This is a genomic window from Rhodococcus sp. F64268 (assembly GCF_023015605.1).
GTDB lineage: Bacteria > Actinomycetota > Actinomycetes > Mycobacteriales > Mycobacteriaceae > Rhodococcus.
This window is the reverse complement of the sequence record NZ_JALKAI010000008.1, coordinates 177,260-193,446: the sequence shown is the minus strand read 5'-3', so window position 1 is coordinate 193,446 and position 16,187 is coordinate 177,260. Positions and strand designations below refer to the sequence as shown.

Annotated in this window: 12 protein-coding genes and 1 pseudogene; 12 read left to right on the top strand and 1 reads right to left on the bottom strand. The window is 65.7% G+C overall.

All coding sequences use genetic code 11. From position 1 onward, the window contains the following. The first annotated feature begins 66 nt into the window (after positions 1 to 66). The 3 genes from ileS (at position 67) to MWU77_RS19100 (ending at position 5,301) form a co-directional block, all read left to right on the top strand. Positions 67 to 3,213, top strand: a complete 3,147-nt coding sequence (gene ileS / locus MWU77_RS19110) for an isoleucine--tRNA ligase (RefSeq protein ID WP_247274502.1) — start codon at positions 67 to 69, stop codon at positions 3,211 to 3,213. Between the two features lie 107 nt (positions 3,214 to 3,320). After that, positions 3,321 to 4,658, top strand: a complete 1,338-nt coding sequence (locus MWU77_RS19105) for a DNA polymerase IV (RefSeq protein ID WP_247274501.1) — start codon at positions 3,321 to 3,323, stop codon at positions 4,656 to 4,658. A 142-nt stretch (positions 4,659 to 4,800) separates the two neighbouring features. Beyond that, on the top strand, positions 4,801 to 5,301 hold the full coding sequence (locus MWU77_RS19100; protein ID WP_169686444.1) for a hypothetical protein: 501 nt from the start codon (positions 4,801 to 4,803) through the stop codon (positions 5,299 to 5,301). 98 nt (positions 5,302 to 5,399) lie between these two features. On the opposite strand, the gene MWU77_RS19095 is transcribed toward MWU77_RS19100, so the two are convergent. Then, complete coding sequence (locus MWU77_RS19095; protein ID WP_247274500.1) at positions 5,400 to 6,356, bottom strand: hypothetical protein; 957 nt, start codon at positions 6,354 to 6,356, stop codon at positions 5,400 to 5,402. A 65-nt stretch (positions 6,357 to 6,421) separates the two neighbouring features. Here MWU77_RS19095 and lspA point away from each other — a divergent pair, with 65 nt between their 5' ends. The 9 genes and pseudogenes from lspA (at position 6,422) to dnaE (ending at position 16,171) form a co-directional block, all read left to right on the top strand. Next, a complete protein-coding gene (lspA, locus tag MWU77_RS19090) occupies positions 6,422 to 7,078 on the top strand; it encodes a signal peptidase II (protein WP_169686446.1) in 657 nt (218 codons plus the stop codon). 14 nt (positions 7,079 to 7,092) lie between these two features. Then, positions 7,093 to 8,001: an RluA family pseudouridine synthase gene (locus MWU77_RS19085; RefSeq protein ID WP_206039500.1), complete on the top strand. Its 909-nt coding sequence runs from the start codon at positions 7,093 to 7,095 to the stop codon at positions 7,999 to 8,001. 3 nt (positions 8,002 to 8,004) lie between these two features. Beyond that, positions 8,005 to 8,643, top strand: coding sequence for a hypothetical protein (locus tag MWU77_RS19080; protein WP_169686450.1), 639 nt, complete (start codon positions 8,005 to 8,007; stop codon positions 8,641 to 8,643). Positions 8,644 to 8,788: 145 nt separating this feature from the next. Then, positions 8,789 to 9,433, top strand: a complete 645-nt coding sequence (locus MWU77_RS19075; protein ID WP_247274499.1) for a type IV toxin-antitoxin system AbiEi family antitoxin — start codon at positions 8,789 to 8,791, stop codon at positions 9,431 to 9,433. Continuing rightward, entirely contained in the window at positions 9,430 to 10,209 is a 780-nt protein-coding gene (locus tag MWU77_RS19070) for a nucleotidyl transferase AbiEii/AbiGii toxin family protein (RefSeq protein WP_169686454.1), read from the top strand. The genes MWU77_RS19075 and MWU77_RS19070 overlap by 4 nt, the downstream gene beginning before the upstream one ends. Next, a pseudogene (locus tag MWU77_RS19065) lies at positions 10,206 to 10,790 on the top strand (anti-phage BREX system Lon protease BrxL). The gene MWU77_RS19070 and the pseudogene MWU77_RS19065 overlap by 4 nt, the downstream one beginning before the upstream one ends. After that, on the top strand, positions 10,787 to 11,443 hold the full coding sequence (locus tag MWU77_RS19060; RefSeq protein WP_247274498.1) for a hypothetical protein: 657 nt from the start codon (positions 10,787 to 10,789) through the stop codon (positions 11,441 to 11,443). The pseudogene MWU77_RS19065 and the gene MWU77_RS19060 overlap by 4 nt, the downstream one beginning before the upstream one ends. Positions 11,444 to 11,606: 163 nt before the next feature. Further along, entirely contained in the window at positions 11,607 to 12,527 is a 921-nt protein-coding gene (gene rarD, locus MWU77_RS19055; RefSeq protein ID WP_247274497.1) for an EamA family transporter RarD, read from the top strand. Between the two features lie 104 nt (positions 12,528 to 12,631). Next, a complete protein-coding gene (gene dnaE / locus MWU77_RS19050) occupies positions 12,632 to 16,171 on the top strand; it encodes a DNA polymerase III subunit alpha (RefSeq protein ID WP_169686460.1) in 3,540 nt (1,179 codons plus the stop codon). Positions 16,172 to 16,187: the final 16 nt, after the last annotated feature.

The following is a 16,187-nucleotide window of genomic DNA, read 5'->3' as shown; positions in this document are numbered from 1 at the left end:
GTGACCGCGCAGAATGCGCCGTGATCGTCCCCGTGCCGAGAATGTGAGGCACGGAGGAGTTACGCGGTGACCGAGAACGTCAATTCCACTGCACCGACCGGCGGGTATCCGAAGGTCGACTACGGCGTCGCCAGGGACACCGGCGTCGACTTCCCCGACCTCGAGGAACGGGTCCTCGCGCGCTGGGCCGAGGACGACACCTTCAAGGCATCCATCGCCAATCGCGACGGTGCCGAGGAATTCGTCTTCTACGACGGCCCGCCTTTCGCGAATGGACTCCCGCACTACGGACATCTGCTCACGGGTTACGTCAAGGACGTCGTTCCGCGCTTCCAGACGATGCTCGGCAAGAAGGTCGACCGGCGATTCGGATGGGACACCCACGGGTTGCCGGCCGAGCTGGAGGCCGAGAAGCAACTCGGTATCAAGGACAAGTCCGAGATCGACACGATGGGCCTGGCCGAGTTCAACGCGTACTGCAAGCAGTCGGTGCTGCGTTACACGGGCGAGTGGCGCGACTATGTCACCAGGCAGGCCCGCTGGGTGGACTTCGACAACGACTACAAGACGCTCGACCTGGACTTCATGGAGTCGGTCATGTGGGCGTTCAAATCGTTGTACGACAAGGGGCTGATCTACCAGGGTTTCCGTGTGCTGCCGTACAGCTGGTACGAGCAGACACCGCTGTCGAACCAGGAGACCCGGCTCGACGATGCGTACAAGATGAGGCAGGATCCGGCGGTCACCGTCGACATGGTGCTGCGCGCACCGGGCACCGAGCTGGACGGTGCCAATGCCCTGATCTGGACCACGACGCCGTGGACATTGCCGTCGAACCTGGCGGTCGCGGTTCACCCCGAGATCACCTACGTCTCGGTTCGTGCGGGCGAGGGCGTCGATGCGAAGACATACCTGCTGGCGAAGGATCGACTGGGCCACTACGCGCGCGAGCTGGGCGACGAACCCGAGGTGCTGGCCGAATACGCCGGAAGTGACCTCGTGGGCCTCGCGTACGAGCCTCCGTTCGACTTCTTCGTCGGCCGGGAGAACGCCCACCAGGTGATCGCCGCGGATTATGTGACCACCGAGTCCGGCACCGGAATCGTCCATCTCGCACCGGCGTTCGGTGAGGAGGACATGGAGTACTGCCAGCGCAACGGTATCGAACTGGTACAGCCGCTCGACCCGGGTGGCAAGTTCACCTCGATGGTGCCGCCCTACGAGGGCCTGCAGGTCTTCGACGCGAACCCGGTCATCATCAAGGATCTCAAGGCCGCCGGAAAACTGTTGCGGCACGAGACGATCGAGCACTCCTACCCGCACTCGTGGCGCTCGGGTCAACCGTTGATCTACATGGCCGTGCCGTCGTGGTTCGTGGCCGTCACCCGCTTCCGCGATCGCATGGTCGAGCTGAATCAGGAGATCACGTGGGTCCCCGAACACATCCGCGACGGTCAGTTCGGTAAATGGCTCGAAGGTGCCCGCGACTGGAACATCAGCCGCAACCGCTACTGGGGTAGCCCCATCCCCGCGTGGGTCTCCGACGATCCCGAGTACCCCCGGATCGACGTCTACGGTTCGCTCGACGAGCTCGAGCGCGACTTCGGTGTGCGCCCGGACGATCTGCACCGCCCGATGATCGACCAGCTCACGCGACCCAACCCGGACGATCCGAGCGGGAAGTCGACGATGCGTCGCGTGCCGGAAGTTCTCGACTGCTGGTTCGAGTCGGGTTCGATGCCGTTCGCGCAGGTGCACTACCCGTTCGAGAACCAGGACTGGTTCGACTCGCATTACCCCGGCGATTTCATCGTCGAGTACAACGGGCAGACCCGCGGCTGGTTCTACACGCTGCATGTCCTCGCGACCGCGTTGTTCGATCGTCCGGCGTTCAAATGTGTTGCTGCACACGGCATCGTCCTCGGAGAGGACGGGCTCAAGATGAGCAAGTCGAAGGGCAACTATCCGGACGTCAACGAGGTGTTCGCGCGCGACGGCTCGGACGCCATGCGCTGGTTCCTCATGTCGTCGCCGATCCTGCGCGGCGGCAACCTCGTCGTCACCGAACAGGGGATCCGCGAGGGGGTGCGGCAGGCACTGCTGCCGCTGTGGAACGCGTGGAGCTTCCTGCAGTTGTACGCACCGAAGTCCGGCACGTGGCGCACCGACTCCACCCATGTGCTCGATCGGTACATCCTGGCGAAACTCGCCGAGACCCGCGAGGCCGTGACCGAGGCACTCGAGGTGATCGACATCGCGGGCGCGTGCGACGAGGTGCGGACCTTCTGCGACGCACTGACCAACTGGTACGTGCGGCGGTCGCGGTCACGGTTCTGGGACGAGGACGCCGATGCGATCGACACACTGCATACGGTGCTCGAAGTGGTCACCAGGCTCGCGGCGCCGCTGTTGCCGCTGGCGACCGAGGTGATCTGGCGTGGCCTGACCGGTGGACGCTCCGTACATCTGGCCGACTGGCCTGCTGTGGATGAGCTCCCAGCCGATCCCGAGCTCGTATCGGCGATGGACGACGTGCGAGCGGTGTGCTCGACGGTGCTGTCGCTGCGCAAGGCCCAGCAGCTTCGGGTGCGGCTGCCGCTGCCGCAGGTCACCGTCGCCAGTGCCGTTGCGGCAGCGTTGGAGCCGTTCGTCGATCTGATCAAGGACGAGGTCAACGTCAAGGACGTCGTCCTCACCGACGACGTCGAATCGCATGGCAGGTTCGAGGTCGTCGTCAACGCCCGCGCGGCAGGTCCGAGACTCGGCAAGGACGTCCAGCGAGTGATCAAGGCCGTCAAATCCGGAGACTGGAGCGAGAACGCCGACGGCACTGTCACCGCAGCGGGCATCACGCTGCTGCCGGAGGAGTTCACCACACGGCTCGTGGCCGCCGAACCCGAGTCGACCGCAGCATTGCCCGGCGGTGCCGGACTTGTGGTGCTCGACGCCGCGGTCACCGAGGAACTCGAGGCCGAGGGGTGGGCGAAGGACCGCATCCGCGAACTGCAGGATGCGCGACGCAACCTCGGACTGGACATCTCGGATCGTATCTCCGTGCAGTTCGAGGTCCCTGCGGACCGCGCCGAGTGGGCGGCCCGCCACCGTGATCTGATCGCCGGTGAGATCCTCGCAACGACGTTCGAGCTGGTCGCAGCAGAGACCGATCCGATCGAACTCGGAGAAGGTGTGCGCGTGTCCATCGTCAAGGCGTAGCAGCGCGCGCTTTCGCTCGCCGGTGCGGCGACCGTGCCTCAGCATCCCGCTCGCGCGTTCGAACGCCCGGCAACGAGCGTGTTGGCGTAGCCCTCTAACCTGGGGAGATGACCACCGCCGCGAACCGGCGCTGGGTCCTCCACGTGGACCTCGACGCCTTCTTCGCGTCCGCCGAGCAGCTCACCCGGCCGACTCTTCGGGGTCGGCCGGTACTGGTCGGTGGTCTCGGGGCGCGCGGGGTGGTAGCGGGCGCGAGTTACGAAGCGCGCCAATTCGGTGCGCGTTCGGCGATGCCGATGAGTCGCGCACGCAGGCTCGTCGGGGCGGGCGTAGTGGTGCTGCCGCCCCGGGGGGTCGTGTATCGGGAGCTGAGCGCCGCGGTGTTCGACACGCTCCGTTCCCGAGTGCCTGTGCTCGAGACGCTCTCGCTCGACGAGGCGTTCGCCGAACCCGCGGAATTGGCCGGTGCCTCCGCCGAGGAAGCCGACCGCTTCTGTACGGAACTGCGGGCAGAGGTGCTGCAGAAGACCGGTCTCGTCGCGTCCATCGGTGCGGGGTCGGGGAAACAGATCGCGAAGATCGGGTCCGGGCTCGCCAAACCGGACGGACTGCTCGTTGTGCGCCCGGAGAAAGAACTCGCGTTGCTGCACGGCCTTCCTGTGCGCAGTCTGTGGGGTATCGGGCCGGTCGCAGAGGAACGGCTACGCAAGCTGGGGATCGACACCATCGGCCACCTTGCGGCACTTCCTGTCACCGAGGTCGCGTCCATTCTCGGTACAACGATCGGCCCTGGCCTGCACAGGCTGGCAAACGGTCTCGACGACCGGCCCGTGGTCGAACGCGCCGAGGCGAAACAGGTCAGTGCCGAAACCACCTATGCGACAGACATCGTCGCGTTGCCGTACGTGCGGCGCGCGGTGACCACCAGTGCGACCGCTGCGCACGAGCGGCTACGCAAGGACGGGCGCGCCGCGCGGACCGTCGTCCTCAAACTGCGTAAGTCCGACATGTCGATTCTCACCAGGTCGACGACGTTGCCCTATCCCACGGAAGACGTGCAGGTACTCACAGCCGCGGCGCAACGTCTCGCTCTCGACCCACTCGAGATCGGGCCGATCAGGCTTGTCGGCGTCGGGTTCGCCGGGCTGTCTGCAATTGCGCAGGATTCACTCTTTCCGGAACTCGATGCGCTCGAATCGGAACCGTCGCGAGCCGACCCGGTCGGCGACGGTGTGTCCGAGCAGGCGCAGGCGCCGGACCGGCGATGGAGGCCCGGAGCCGACGTCCGGCATCCGGACTTCGGACACGGCTGGGTACAAGGGTCGGGCCACGGTGTCGTCACGATTCGGTTCGAGACGAGGTCCACCGGCCCGGGACCTGCACGGACGTTGGACGAGGCAGATCCGTTGCTGGACCACGCCGATCCACTCTCGAGCCTGCAGTGATACGTGTTCCAGCTGCCCTCATGGATCTCTCGATACCGCCGGGTACTCTTGCGGACGACCCGCCTGTCGCGGTGGACGCATCCGTCGCTGGATGACCGAGCACGAAGGTCGTGTTCGTTCGAGAACGAGAAGGACGAGAATTTTGAAGCTTCGCAAGATCACCGTCGCTACGGTGGCGCTCGCCGCCGCCCTCACGATGACTGCCTGCAGCTCGGATGACGGAGGCTCGACCGAGACGACCGCGGCAAACTCGACAGTAGAGACCACGACGTCGGAGGCCGCTGCGTCGGACTACCCGCCGGTGCCCACCGTCGAGGAACTGCAGACCATGCTCGACCAGGCCTTCGACGGCAGTATTCCGGCCGAGGAGAAGCAGAACCTCGTGCAGGGTGCAGAGCTCGATCCGACCCTGATCGACCAGGTCGCGGCGGCCGCGCAGCAGGCCGGTGCGAAGGTCACCATCATCGATATCAACGACAACGAGGACGGCACCGCGACCGCGGGTATCGAGACCGCCATCGGCGATCAGGTCTCCACCGGCACGGTCATGTTCGTTGCCGAGGACGGCTACTGGAAGCTGTCGCAGGACAACGCGTGCGCGATCGTGTCGCTGGCGGCCCTGCAGACGCCTGCGTGCCCGTAATTCCTGAGCGCGACCTCACTTCGTGAGATGACGGCGGTGGCCGACGCGGAGATCCGCGTCGGCCACCGCCGTCTCGTCGGCTAGTTGTTCGTGCCGGCTCAGGATTCGGGAGTATGCCAGCCGACCCGGTCCACCTGGGACTGCGACAACCGAGTTTCGCCATTCGGGTCGAGATAGGTCTGATCGCCGCTCACCGTGAAGTCGCCCTGAACGGGCAGTGGCTTATTCGGGTCGATCGTCATCGTTCCGCTGCCCGCCATCGTGTACTCCTCGACGGACAGCTGCCCTTGCCCGTTGGGCAACATCCAGGTCGACTCCTGCGGAATCTGTTCGACGCGGACATCGACGCGAATCCGGTCGTCGTCGCGAGAGACGAGAGTGGCCGTGCCGACCTGATCGATCGTGATTCCCGCGCTCATCACCTGTTGGTGGCTCTCCCACACCGCGCCTACACCGATCGCCTCGTCGGGGAACGCCACCATCCGGTAGACCGCTTGGTAGAAGGCCTGTTCGAGTGCTGAGCGCGCCACGTTGGGTACCGCGGTCCCCGGTTCGAGTCGCAGCGCACTGACCGCACCGTTGGGGCCCATCGTCAGCCCGGCTCCGGAGCCCTGCACCTCGGTGAGGGATGTCTCGAGGTGGGGGTCGGGAGTACTGACATTTCCGAGTATCAGGTCGACCACGGTGCCGGGTGCTCCCTCGGTCACCGACTCGGTGACTGTCGCGGACAGCGGTGTCGTCAGTTCAGGGGTGGAGAAGTCCTGTGCCGCTTGATCGCCGATCTGCTGGTGCACCTCGGAGCGTGTGGTCAGAATCACACTCTGTTCGGTGCCGGTTGCGGGCGTCAACCGCACAATCTCGCGGGGCTCGGCTCCCGCATCGAGCACTGTCGCGGTCACAGCGGACACGGGCACCGTCACCTCGGTCGCGGACGCGGCGGTCACGGCGGGAGTGCCATCAGGCGAATCCCCGCATCCCGTGACGAGCGCGGTGAGCGACAGGACGGCAGCGAAGGCGCACGGCCTCGTATAGGCGAATCTCGACAGCACAGGCACGTCACCAGGGTAGCCACGACGGGCGCGGTGGCCGCTCCCTCGGCTGGGTAGGGGATGATGGCGGAGTGAGTGACGAAGCTTCCCGGCCCGATCCTGCGTCCGATACGCCGGAACCGCCCGCACCGGATCCCCCGGCGAAAGCGCAGGCGGGACCGAGGCGGCTGCGCAATCTGCTCGTCCTGGCAGCGGTGATCTACGTGGCCGATCTGATCACGAAGATCGCCGCGGTCCACTACATCGACCCGTCCGATCCCATCTCCGTCATCGGCGACACCGTGACATTGACGCTGATCCGCAACCCCGGTGCCGCGTTCTCGATGGCGACCGGCATGACATGGGTGCTCACGCTGGTGGCGATCGGTGTCGTCATCGGTGTGATCAAGATCGGCCGGACGCTGCGCTCGCGGTGGTGGGCACTGGGGTTGGGGTTGGTGCTCGGCGGTGCGCTCGGAAATCTCACCGATCGGCTGTTCCGCTCTCCCGGGCCGCTGCAGGGGCATGTCGTCGACTTCGTGTCGGTCGGATGGTGGCCCGTGTTCAACGTCGCCGATTCGGCGATCGTGTGCGGCGCGATCCTGCTCGTCGCGTTGACGGTGTTCGGCGTCGAGCCCGACGGAACACGTGCGAACTCCGGGGAAACAGCGACACCGGCAGACGCCGCCGTACCGGACAGCACAGGGGACAGCGAATCGGAATCCACCGGAAAGGAAGAACGTCAGTGAGGGAAACCCGGGCCATGCCCGTACCGGACGGACTCGACGCGATGCGGGTCGATGCCGGACTGGCCCGCCTGCTCGGCTTGTCCCGCACGGCGGTCGCTGCGCTCACCGAAGAAGGCTCCGTGATCATGGACGGTGCGCCGATGGGCAAATCGGATCGACTCTCGGCGGGATCGTGGCTCGAGGTCGTCCTGCCCGAGCCGCCACGGCCGTTGACCATCGACGCGAAGCCCGTCGAGGGTATGGAGATCCTCTACTCCGACGACGACATCGTCGCGGTCGACAAGCCGGTCGGTGTGGCCGCGCATGCGAGTGTCGGCTGGACGGGTCCGACGGTCATCGGTGGTCTGGCCGCCGCTGGCTTCCGCATCTCGACCTCGGGTGCACACGAACGGCAGGGCATCGTGCACCGGCTCGACGTCGGCACCTCGGGCGTCATGGTCGTCGCGACCTCCGAGCGGGCGTACACCGTGCTCAAGCGAGCTTTCAAGCAGCGCACCATCGACAAGCGGTATCACGCACTCGTGCAGGGCCACCCTGATCCGAGCAGCGGCACCATCGATGCCCCGATCGGGCGGCACCGCGGCAGCGACTGGAAGTTCACGGTCACGGCGGACGGCAAGCCCAGCATCACGCACTACGACACCGTCGAAGCGTTCCAAGCGGCGAGCCTGCTCGACATCCACCTCGAGACCGGCCGCACCCACCAGATCCGTGTGCACTTCTCCGCTCTACGGCACCCGTGTTGCGGAGACCTCACCTACGGTGCCGATCCGCGTCTCGCGGCTCGTCTCGGGTTGGAACGCCAGTGGCTGCACGCACGCTCCCTCGGATTCGCACATCCGACCCGCGGGAACTGGGTCGAGATCACCAGCAAATACCCGGCCGACCTCGAGAACGCACTCGACGTATTGCGCAACGCCTGAGCCATGGCCCGGATCGTGTCATGGTCGGCGACGGCCGCATTGGTGCTCGCGGTGCTCCTCGCCGGTGTGCTCAATCCGGTCCGTCCGGCGTCGGTGCGCACCGACGCGCTCGGCCCCGACAGCGGCGAGCCGGTCGCGGACTACCTGCGCCGCGCCGAGTCGACTCTGGCCGAACTCGGACAGGACCCGAGCTGGGCACTCGTGTCGTTCGTCGAACCGCTGGATGTCGCCGCAGTTGCCGAGCTGCCCGGCAATGTGCGTGTGGGCCAGGTTCTGTTCCGGGTGCCGATCGACCGGGTGCAGACCCCGCTCGTCACCGTGGCGGTGTCGGCGCACCCGGAGGCGCTGCGACGGGCTCCGGGTGTGGCGGCAGGTCGCTTGCGCGGCCCCGCCGAGGGGACGGGCCGTGCCGCCCGGGTCGCCGAGGTGTCCGCGGAGCGGCTCGCGAGCGGGTGCGCCTGTGTGGTGGGACTCGTCGTCCGGGGCACAGGCGAGCAACTGCGGGAGGTTGCGGACGATCCGGCGGTGCGGGCTGTGGACGCGTTGCCGTCGGACGCGGTGGCAGGCAGGTTCTCGGTGAGACCGCTGCTGCCCGAACACGTGGAGGTCGTGGCGCCGGGCCCGGACGACGGGGAACCCTGACACCTGTCGTGGCACGCACCGAGTACCGCCACACCACCGCGTCGCTGCAGCGTGGATTCGGCGGCTTCTTCGATCCGCTGTGATTGCCCTTTTAGTACGCATTTCGTAGGGTGGGGGCCTACGGAATGCGTACTGAAGGGGTGAGATGGAGCAGACGCGTGGAACGCCACTGCCGGCCGCGCTGGCACGGACTGCCCTGCGCACCATCCGCCCACGGGACGCCACCGAGGTGTACGCCCACCCCCGCCCTGAACTGGCCCGGCTCGCCGACCGAGGCGTCCTGCATCGCGTCGCCCACGGCTACTACATCGTCGTCCCACAGGATCAGGTCGGAAGGGCATGGCTGCCGGGTCTCGAAGCGGTTGCTGCGGGGATCGCATCGACGATCTACGGGGCCGACAATGTGGTGGCGATGGGGGTCAGCGCCGCCCGGCTACACGGCGCCATCCCGCGAGCACTCGCCACCGCGATCGTCGCCGTCCCGTACCGGCACCGGCCGATCGACCTGGCCGACCGCCCCGCCACGCTTCGCTTCGTTCAACGCGACACGGACGGGCTCGACGCGGAACGCCTCGACACCGCGCTCGGGCCCGTTCTGGTCACCACACCCGAACAGACCGTGCTCGACCTTTCGCGACGGCCACTCCTCGGCAATTCGGAAACAGAGATCCCCGCCGCTATTGCGACGCTCTACCGTCGCAGTGATCGCGACCGACTCGAAGAACTGGCACAGCGGCAGCGGATGGGGGCCAGCCTACGGCGTGTCGAGATGTGGGCGGAGACGCCGTGAACCTGGACGAACGCGACGCTGTCGCAGTCAGGTTCGGTGTGTCACCGGAGCAGGTGGCACGTGACCACCTGGTCTCACACCTGCTCGCCGCGCTCTCCGCGCCTTTCGCGGATCGACTCCACTTCATCGGCGGCACCGCGCTCGCCCGCACCCACCTGGTGAACGGTCGCCTCAGCGAGGACATCGACCTGGTCGCTCTCGGCAATCGCACCACACTGGCGACGGACATCGACTCGGTGCTTCCGCGGGCTGTTTCGCGAACCCACGGGCGATTGAGTTGGGAGCCCGCGCTGAGCGAGGTGCGAGACACAGAACCTGCGTTCCTCCGAACCGACGGCGGCCTGTCGGTGAAGGTGCAACTGCTGTCGTCGAAGGACCGGACAGTCTGGCCTGCTGAACTGCGCAGCATCGAACAACGCTACGGCGACGCTGCTCACGCGCAGCTGTGGGTGCCGACACTCCCGGCTTTCGTCGCGTCGAAGACCACGACCTGGCACCACCGACGCGCATCCCGGGACCTCTGGGACCTGTGGTCGCTGGCAGCACTCGGCGCAATCGACGGCGACGCCGCCGTGCTGTACGCGCGACACGGGCCGACGAACAGGCTTCCCACCCGCGAACTGTTCGCGACTCCGCCAGACGAGGCCGACTGGACAGCTCAACTGGCGGGCCAGACCCGACTGGACGTGACCGCCCGAGCGGCCACGGCGATTGTTCGCGAATCCTGGGCGCGCGTGACCCAGCTCGACACCATGCAGGAAGATGGAGAACGGTGACCGATACCGCCTACGACCCCGCAGCCGAGCAGCCCCGCCTCACCGCGCTCGACACCAAGGCCGACACGCAGTTCCCCGGCCTCGTCGTCCGGAAGGATCTCGTCGGTTGCGTCCGGGGCAACGCTGTCGTCCCCGGGTATGTCCTCGAGTTTCTCCTCGCCCAGTACTGCGCCACCGACGACGAAGCGACGATCGACGCCGGCATCGAGAGCGTGCGCAACATCCTGTTCCAGCACTGAGTGCATCGCGGCGAAGCCGAACTGGTGAAGTCGACGATCCGTGATCGTGGCCGTCACCGCGTAATCGACAAGGTTTCCGTCGTCCTCAACGACAAGAAGGACATCCACACCGCGGCCTTCTCCAACCTCGGCCTCAAAGCGGTGCCCATCGACGACCGCACCGGGGCCAAACCGGCAGAGGAGACCGTCGTCGTGCACGTCTGTCCCGCTCAGGAGACCGAGCGGGACGACCGGAAGAAGGCACAGCTCATCGGCCTGTCCGACATCAGGAGTCGCCGTCAGGATCGTCGCCGGACCAAGGCATGCACACTCACCTACCTGAAGGAGGAACCCCGGAGATGACGTTGACCTGGGATGGCCTGGCCCAGCCGGCCGAAGCCCTGTTGCCCCCTGACGTGCTTCGCACGCGACATGCGCTCGCCGACGCTGCGAAACGATGCGACTGGAGTGCTGTCATGGAGTTGTTGGACGAATCTCCGCAACTGGTGAACACCTCGAGGCCAGGTGGAGCGTCGCTCTTCGCGCCCCTTCACCAGGCTGCGTACAGTAACGCGCCGACCGAGGTGATCAAGGACCTCGTAACCCGAGGCGCCTGGCGCACCCTGGAGAACGCTCGTGGCGAGCGGGCAGTCGACGTCGCAGTCGGACGCGGCCACGACAAGGCGGCGGCAGCGCTCGCGCCGCGGCTCGTACGCATCGTTCCGCACGGTGTGCTGATGAAGATCCAACAGCACCTGCACGCGATGATTCGCAGTCAGGAGGCGGCGCTGATCGAGCGGTACCCGCTGCGGCTACCCGAGCTTCAGCCGTTGCTGGAGGTGGGCCGAGACGACATCTTCTTCCAGGTGCCGGGCATGTACGGCGGCTTCTTCTACCGTCTGGAGGAGGACGGCGTGGCGGCGAACCTCGTGGCGATCGCCTCCTCTCGCATGGGCGGATCGAGGTACTACGAAATCACGTCGGCGGGAAGTGAACTGGTGAGTGAAGGGCCCTGATCTGGAGGGCCTTGCTGCAGCGGACGTATCGTCGCCGACGGGCGGTTGTCAGGGCCAGTCATCGAGAGGTGCTGACGGAGAACGCCTTCCTTCCCTCCGGGGGATGGAGGAATACCCGGAGGTCCGAGCGGTCCTTCTGCTGCCCACGCCGTACGGTTGGTCGGTGTCAGCGTTCGCACGTCCTCTGCCGGCGACCGGAGTTCTGTGCGGAATCGGCGCCTACCTGAGTTGGGGCCTGTTCCCCGCCTTCTTTGGGTTGCTCGCGCCCGCGGGGGCGGTGGAGATCCTCGCCCATCGCGTGGTGTGGACGCTCGTCCTGATGCTGATTCTGCTCGCGATTCTCGGTCGTCTGTCCGGCCTGCGTCATCTCGGAGCGCGGACCTGGGCGCTCGTTGCGGCAGCCTCGACGGCGATCGCCGTCAACTGGGGTGTCTATATCTACGCGGTGGTCTCCGGTCAGGTCATCCAAGCCGCACTCGGATACTTCATCAACCCGCTCGTGAGTGTCGTGTTCGGTGTGTTGTTCTTCCGCGAGCGGCTCCGGCCCGCGCAGATCGTGGCACTGATCGCCGCTGCCGTCGCAGTGGTCGTGATCACCGTCGATTACGGGCGCCCCCCGTTCCTCGCGCTGATCCTGGCGTTCTCGTTCGCGTCCTACGGCGTGATCAAGAAGATCGTGCCTCTCGACCCGCGGACGTCTCTGGCAGGCGAAGGCGTCGTAGCGATGCCCTTCGCAGTGGCCTATCTCGTCTTTCTCGGCGTCACCGGTTCCGGAACCTTTGTCGGGTACGGCATCGGGCATTCGCTGTTGCTGATGTCGGCGGGTCTGGTGACTGCGGTGCCGTTGTTGCTGTTCGGGGCTGCGGCGCATCGGGTGCCACTCGCGACGATGGGCATGCTGCAGTACCTCACACCCAGTCTGCAGATGGCATGGGGTGTCCTCGTCCTGCACGAGGACATGCCGGCGTCACGGTGGATCGGATTCGCATTGATATGGGCGGCGCTGGTGGTGTTCAGCACCGACGCGCTGATCCGGGTGCGGCGTGAGCGAGGCCTTCGGATGGCAGCCACGAGCGACGAATAGCGCGCCTCACCGGTGTGCCGTCGGACACCGGTGTGCCTGTCCGGTGGCGTCGTGCCGAGCGCCTAGACTCGTCGTTGCCCACAGACTTACCGGGAGAGGCACGCGTGGCTGACTCGTTCGTTCATCTGCACAATCACACCGAGTACTCGATGCTCGACGGCGCGGCCAAGCTCGGGCCGTTGTTCGCCGAGGCCCAACGGCTCGAGATGACGGCGGTCGGCATGACCGACCACGGCAACATGTACGGCGCGAGTGAGTTCTACAACTCCGCGACGAAGGCGGGCATCAAACCGATCATCGGGATCGAGGCCTATGTCGCACCCGAGTCGCGGTTCTCCACCAAACGCGTGAAGTGGGGCGACCCCAGCCAGAAGTCCGACGACGTATCGGGCTCGGGCGCTTACACGCACATGACGATGGTCGCAGAGAACGCGACCGGCCTGCGCAACCTGTTCAAGCTCTCTTCGCTCGCGTCGATCGAGGGGCAGCTCGGCAAGTGGGCCCGCATGGACGAAGAGCTCATCGCGCAGCACCACGAGGGGATCATCGCGACCACCGGCTGCCCGTCCGGTGAGATCCAGACGCGCCTGCGTCTCGGGCACGATCGCGAAGCCCTCGAAGCCGCCGCGAAATGGCAGGAGATCTGGGGCAAGGACAACTTCTTCCTCGAATTGATGGACCACGGCCTGTCGATCGAGCGCCGTGTCCGGGAAGGGCTTCTCGAGATCAGCAACAAGCTCGGGATCCCGCCGTTGGCGACCAACGACTGCCACTACGTGACGAAGGACGCTGCGGAGAACCACGAAGCTCTGCTGTGCATCCAGACCGGTAAGACCCTCTCGGATCCCACCCGCTTCAAGTTCGACGGTGACGGGTACTACCTCAAGTCCGCGCAGGAGATGCGCGAACTCTGGGACAGCCAGGTTCCCGGTGCATGCGACAACACCGTGCTGATCGGCGAGAGGGTGCAGTCCTACAAGGAGGTGTGGGAGCACCGCGATCGGATGCCGATCTTCCCGGTTCCGGAGGGAGAGACGCAGGCCAGCTGGCTGCACAAGGAAGTCATGCGCGGCCTCGACCGCCGGTTCCCGCACGGGCCTGTCCCCGAGGAGTACCTGCGGCGCGCCGAATACGAGATCAGTGTCATCAACGAGATGGGGTTCCCCGCCTACTTCCTCGTCGTCGGTGACCTGATCAACCACGCCAAGGAAGTCGGGATCCGAGTCGGCCCCGGTCGAGGCTCAGCGGCAGGATCGCTCGTCGCGTACGCCATGGGTATCACCAATATCGACCCCATTCCGCACGGTCTGCTGTTCGAGCGATTCCTCAATCCTGAGCGCGTGTCGATGCCCGATATCGATATCGACTTCGATGATCGTCGTCGCGGCGAGATGGTGCGCTACGCCACCGAGAAGTGGGGCAGCGACAAGGTCGCGCAGGTCATCACCTTCGGCACCATCAAGACCAAGGCCGCGATCAAGGACGCAGCACGCGTCCAGTTCGGCCAGCCGGGCTTTGCCATCGCCGACCAGATCACCAAGGCGCTTCCTCCGCCGATCATGGCCAAGGACATCTCGGTCTCCGGCATCACCGACCCGTCGCACGAGCGGTACAAGGAAGCCGTCGAAGTCCGATCGCTCATCGACTCGAACCCGGACATCGCGAAGATCTATCAGACCGCCAAGGGACTCGAAGGTCTGATCCGCAACGCGGGTGTGCACGCGTGCGCGGTGATCATGTCGTCCGAGCCGCTGATGGATGCGATCCCACTGTGGAAGCGCGCGCAGGACGGTGCGATCATCACCGGCTGGGATTACCCCTCGTGCGAAGCCATCGGCCTGCTCAAGATGGACTTTCTGGGGCTGCGCAACCTCACCGTCATCGGTGATGCGATCGACAACATTCGGGACAACCGCGGGATCGAACTCGATCTCGACACGTTGCCGCTCGAAGATCCTGCGACCTACGAACTGCTTGCGCGCGGCGACACCCTCGGGGTGTTCCAGCTCGACGGTAGCGCCATGCGCGACCTCCTGCGGCGCATGCAACCGACGGGTTTCGAAGACATCGTGGCAGTGCTCGCGTTGTATCGCCCGGGTCCGATGGGTATGAACGCGCACAACGACTATGCGGACCGCAAGAACGGACGGCAGGAAGTCAAGCCGATCCACCCGGAGCTCGAAGAGCCCCTGAAGGAGATCCTCGCGGACACCTACGGTCTGATCGTCTACCAGGAGCAGATCATGCAGATCGCTCAGAAGGTTGCCGGTTACTCTCTCGGACGCGCAGACATTCTGCGTCGCGCCATGGGTAAGAAGAAGGCCGAAGTGCTCGCCGCGGAGTTCGACGGTTTCGAAGCGGGCATGCTCGCCAACGGATACGGCAAAGACGCGATCAAGGCGCTGTGGGACACTATCCTCCCGTTCGCCGGCTACGCGTTCAACAAGTCCCATGCGGCCGGTTACGGCCTCGTATCCTTCTGGACGGCGTACCTTAAGGCGAACTACCCCGGTGAGTACATGGCGGGACTCCTGACGTCTGTGGGTGACGACAAGGACAAAGCTGCTGTGTATCTGTCCGACTGCCGCAAGATGGGCATCACGGTGCTGCCGCCGGACGTCAACGAGTCGCACACCAACTTCACCTCGGTCGGTGAGGACATCCGGTTCGGGCTCGGCGCGGTCCGCAACGTCGGTACGAATGTCGTGGCGTCCATCGTCAGGGGGCGCGAGGAGAAGGGTCGGTACGTCGACTTCTCCGACTACCTGGGCAAGATCGACACGGTCGCGTGCACCAAGAAGGTCACCGAATCGCTCATCAAGGCGGGCGGATTCGACTCGCTGAAACATCCCCGCAAGGGCCTCATGCTCGTGCATGCCGACGCCATCGATGCCGTGATGAGCACCAAGAAGGCCGAGGCCATCGGACAGTTCGATCTGTTCGGTGGTGCGGACGCCGACGAATCGGTTGCGTCGGTGTTCAACGTCCGGATCCCCGACGAGGAGTGGGACAGCAAGCACCTTCTCGCGCTCGAGCGGGAGATGCTCGGGCTCTACGTGTCCGGCCACCCGCTCAACGGTGTCGAGCACGTGCTCGCCTCTCAGGCCGACACACAGATCCCGGCGATCCTCGAGGGCGGTCTCAAGGACGGCACTCAGGTCACGGTGGGCGGAATTCTCGCCTCCGTGAACCGCCGTATCAACAAGAACGGTCTTGCGTGGGCGTCCGCACAGCTCGAGGATCTCACCGGTGGGATCGAGGTCCTCTTCTTCCCCCAGTCGTACGCGGTGTACGGCATGGATGTCGTCGAGGACTCGGTCGTGCTCGTCAAAGCACGCGTGTCGATCCGTGACGACCGCATTTCGTTGATCGCCAATGATCTCGCGGTGCCGGATCTTTCCCAGGTGGGTGTGGCCAAACCGGTGTCGGTGGCGATGCCGACCCGGTTGTGCACTCCCGACAAGGTCGGAGCGCTCAGGAATGTACTGACCAGGCACCCCGGCACCGCGGACGTCCACGTCCGGCTGATCACAGGCAGCAAGGTGACTCTGCTCAAGCTCGACGAGAGTCTGCGCGTGGAACCGTCGTCGGCATTGATGGGCGACCTCAAGGCACTGCTCGGACCGGGATGTCTCGCGACCTGAGGTCGCGGGCGGTGGC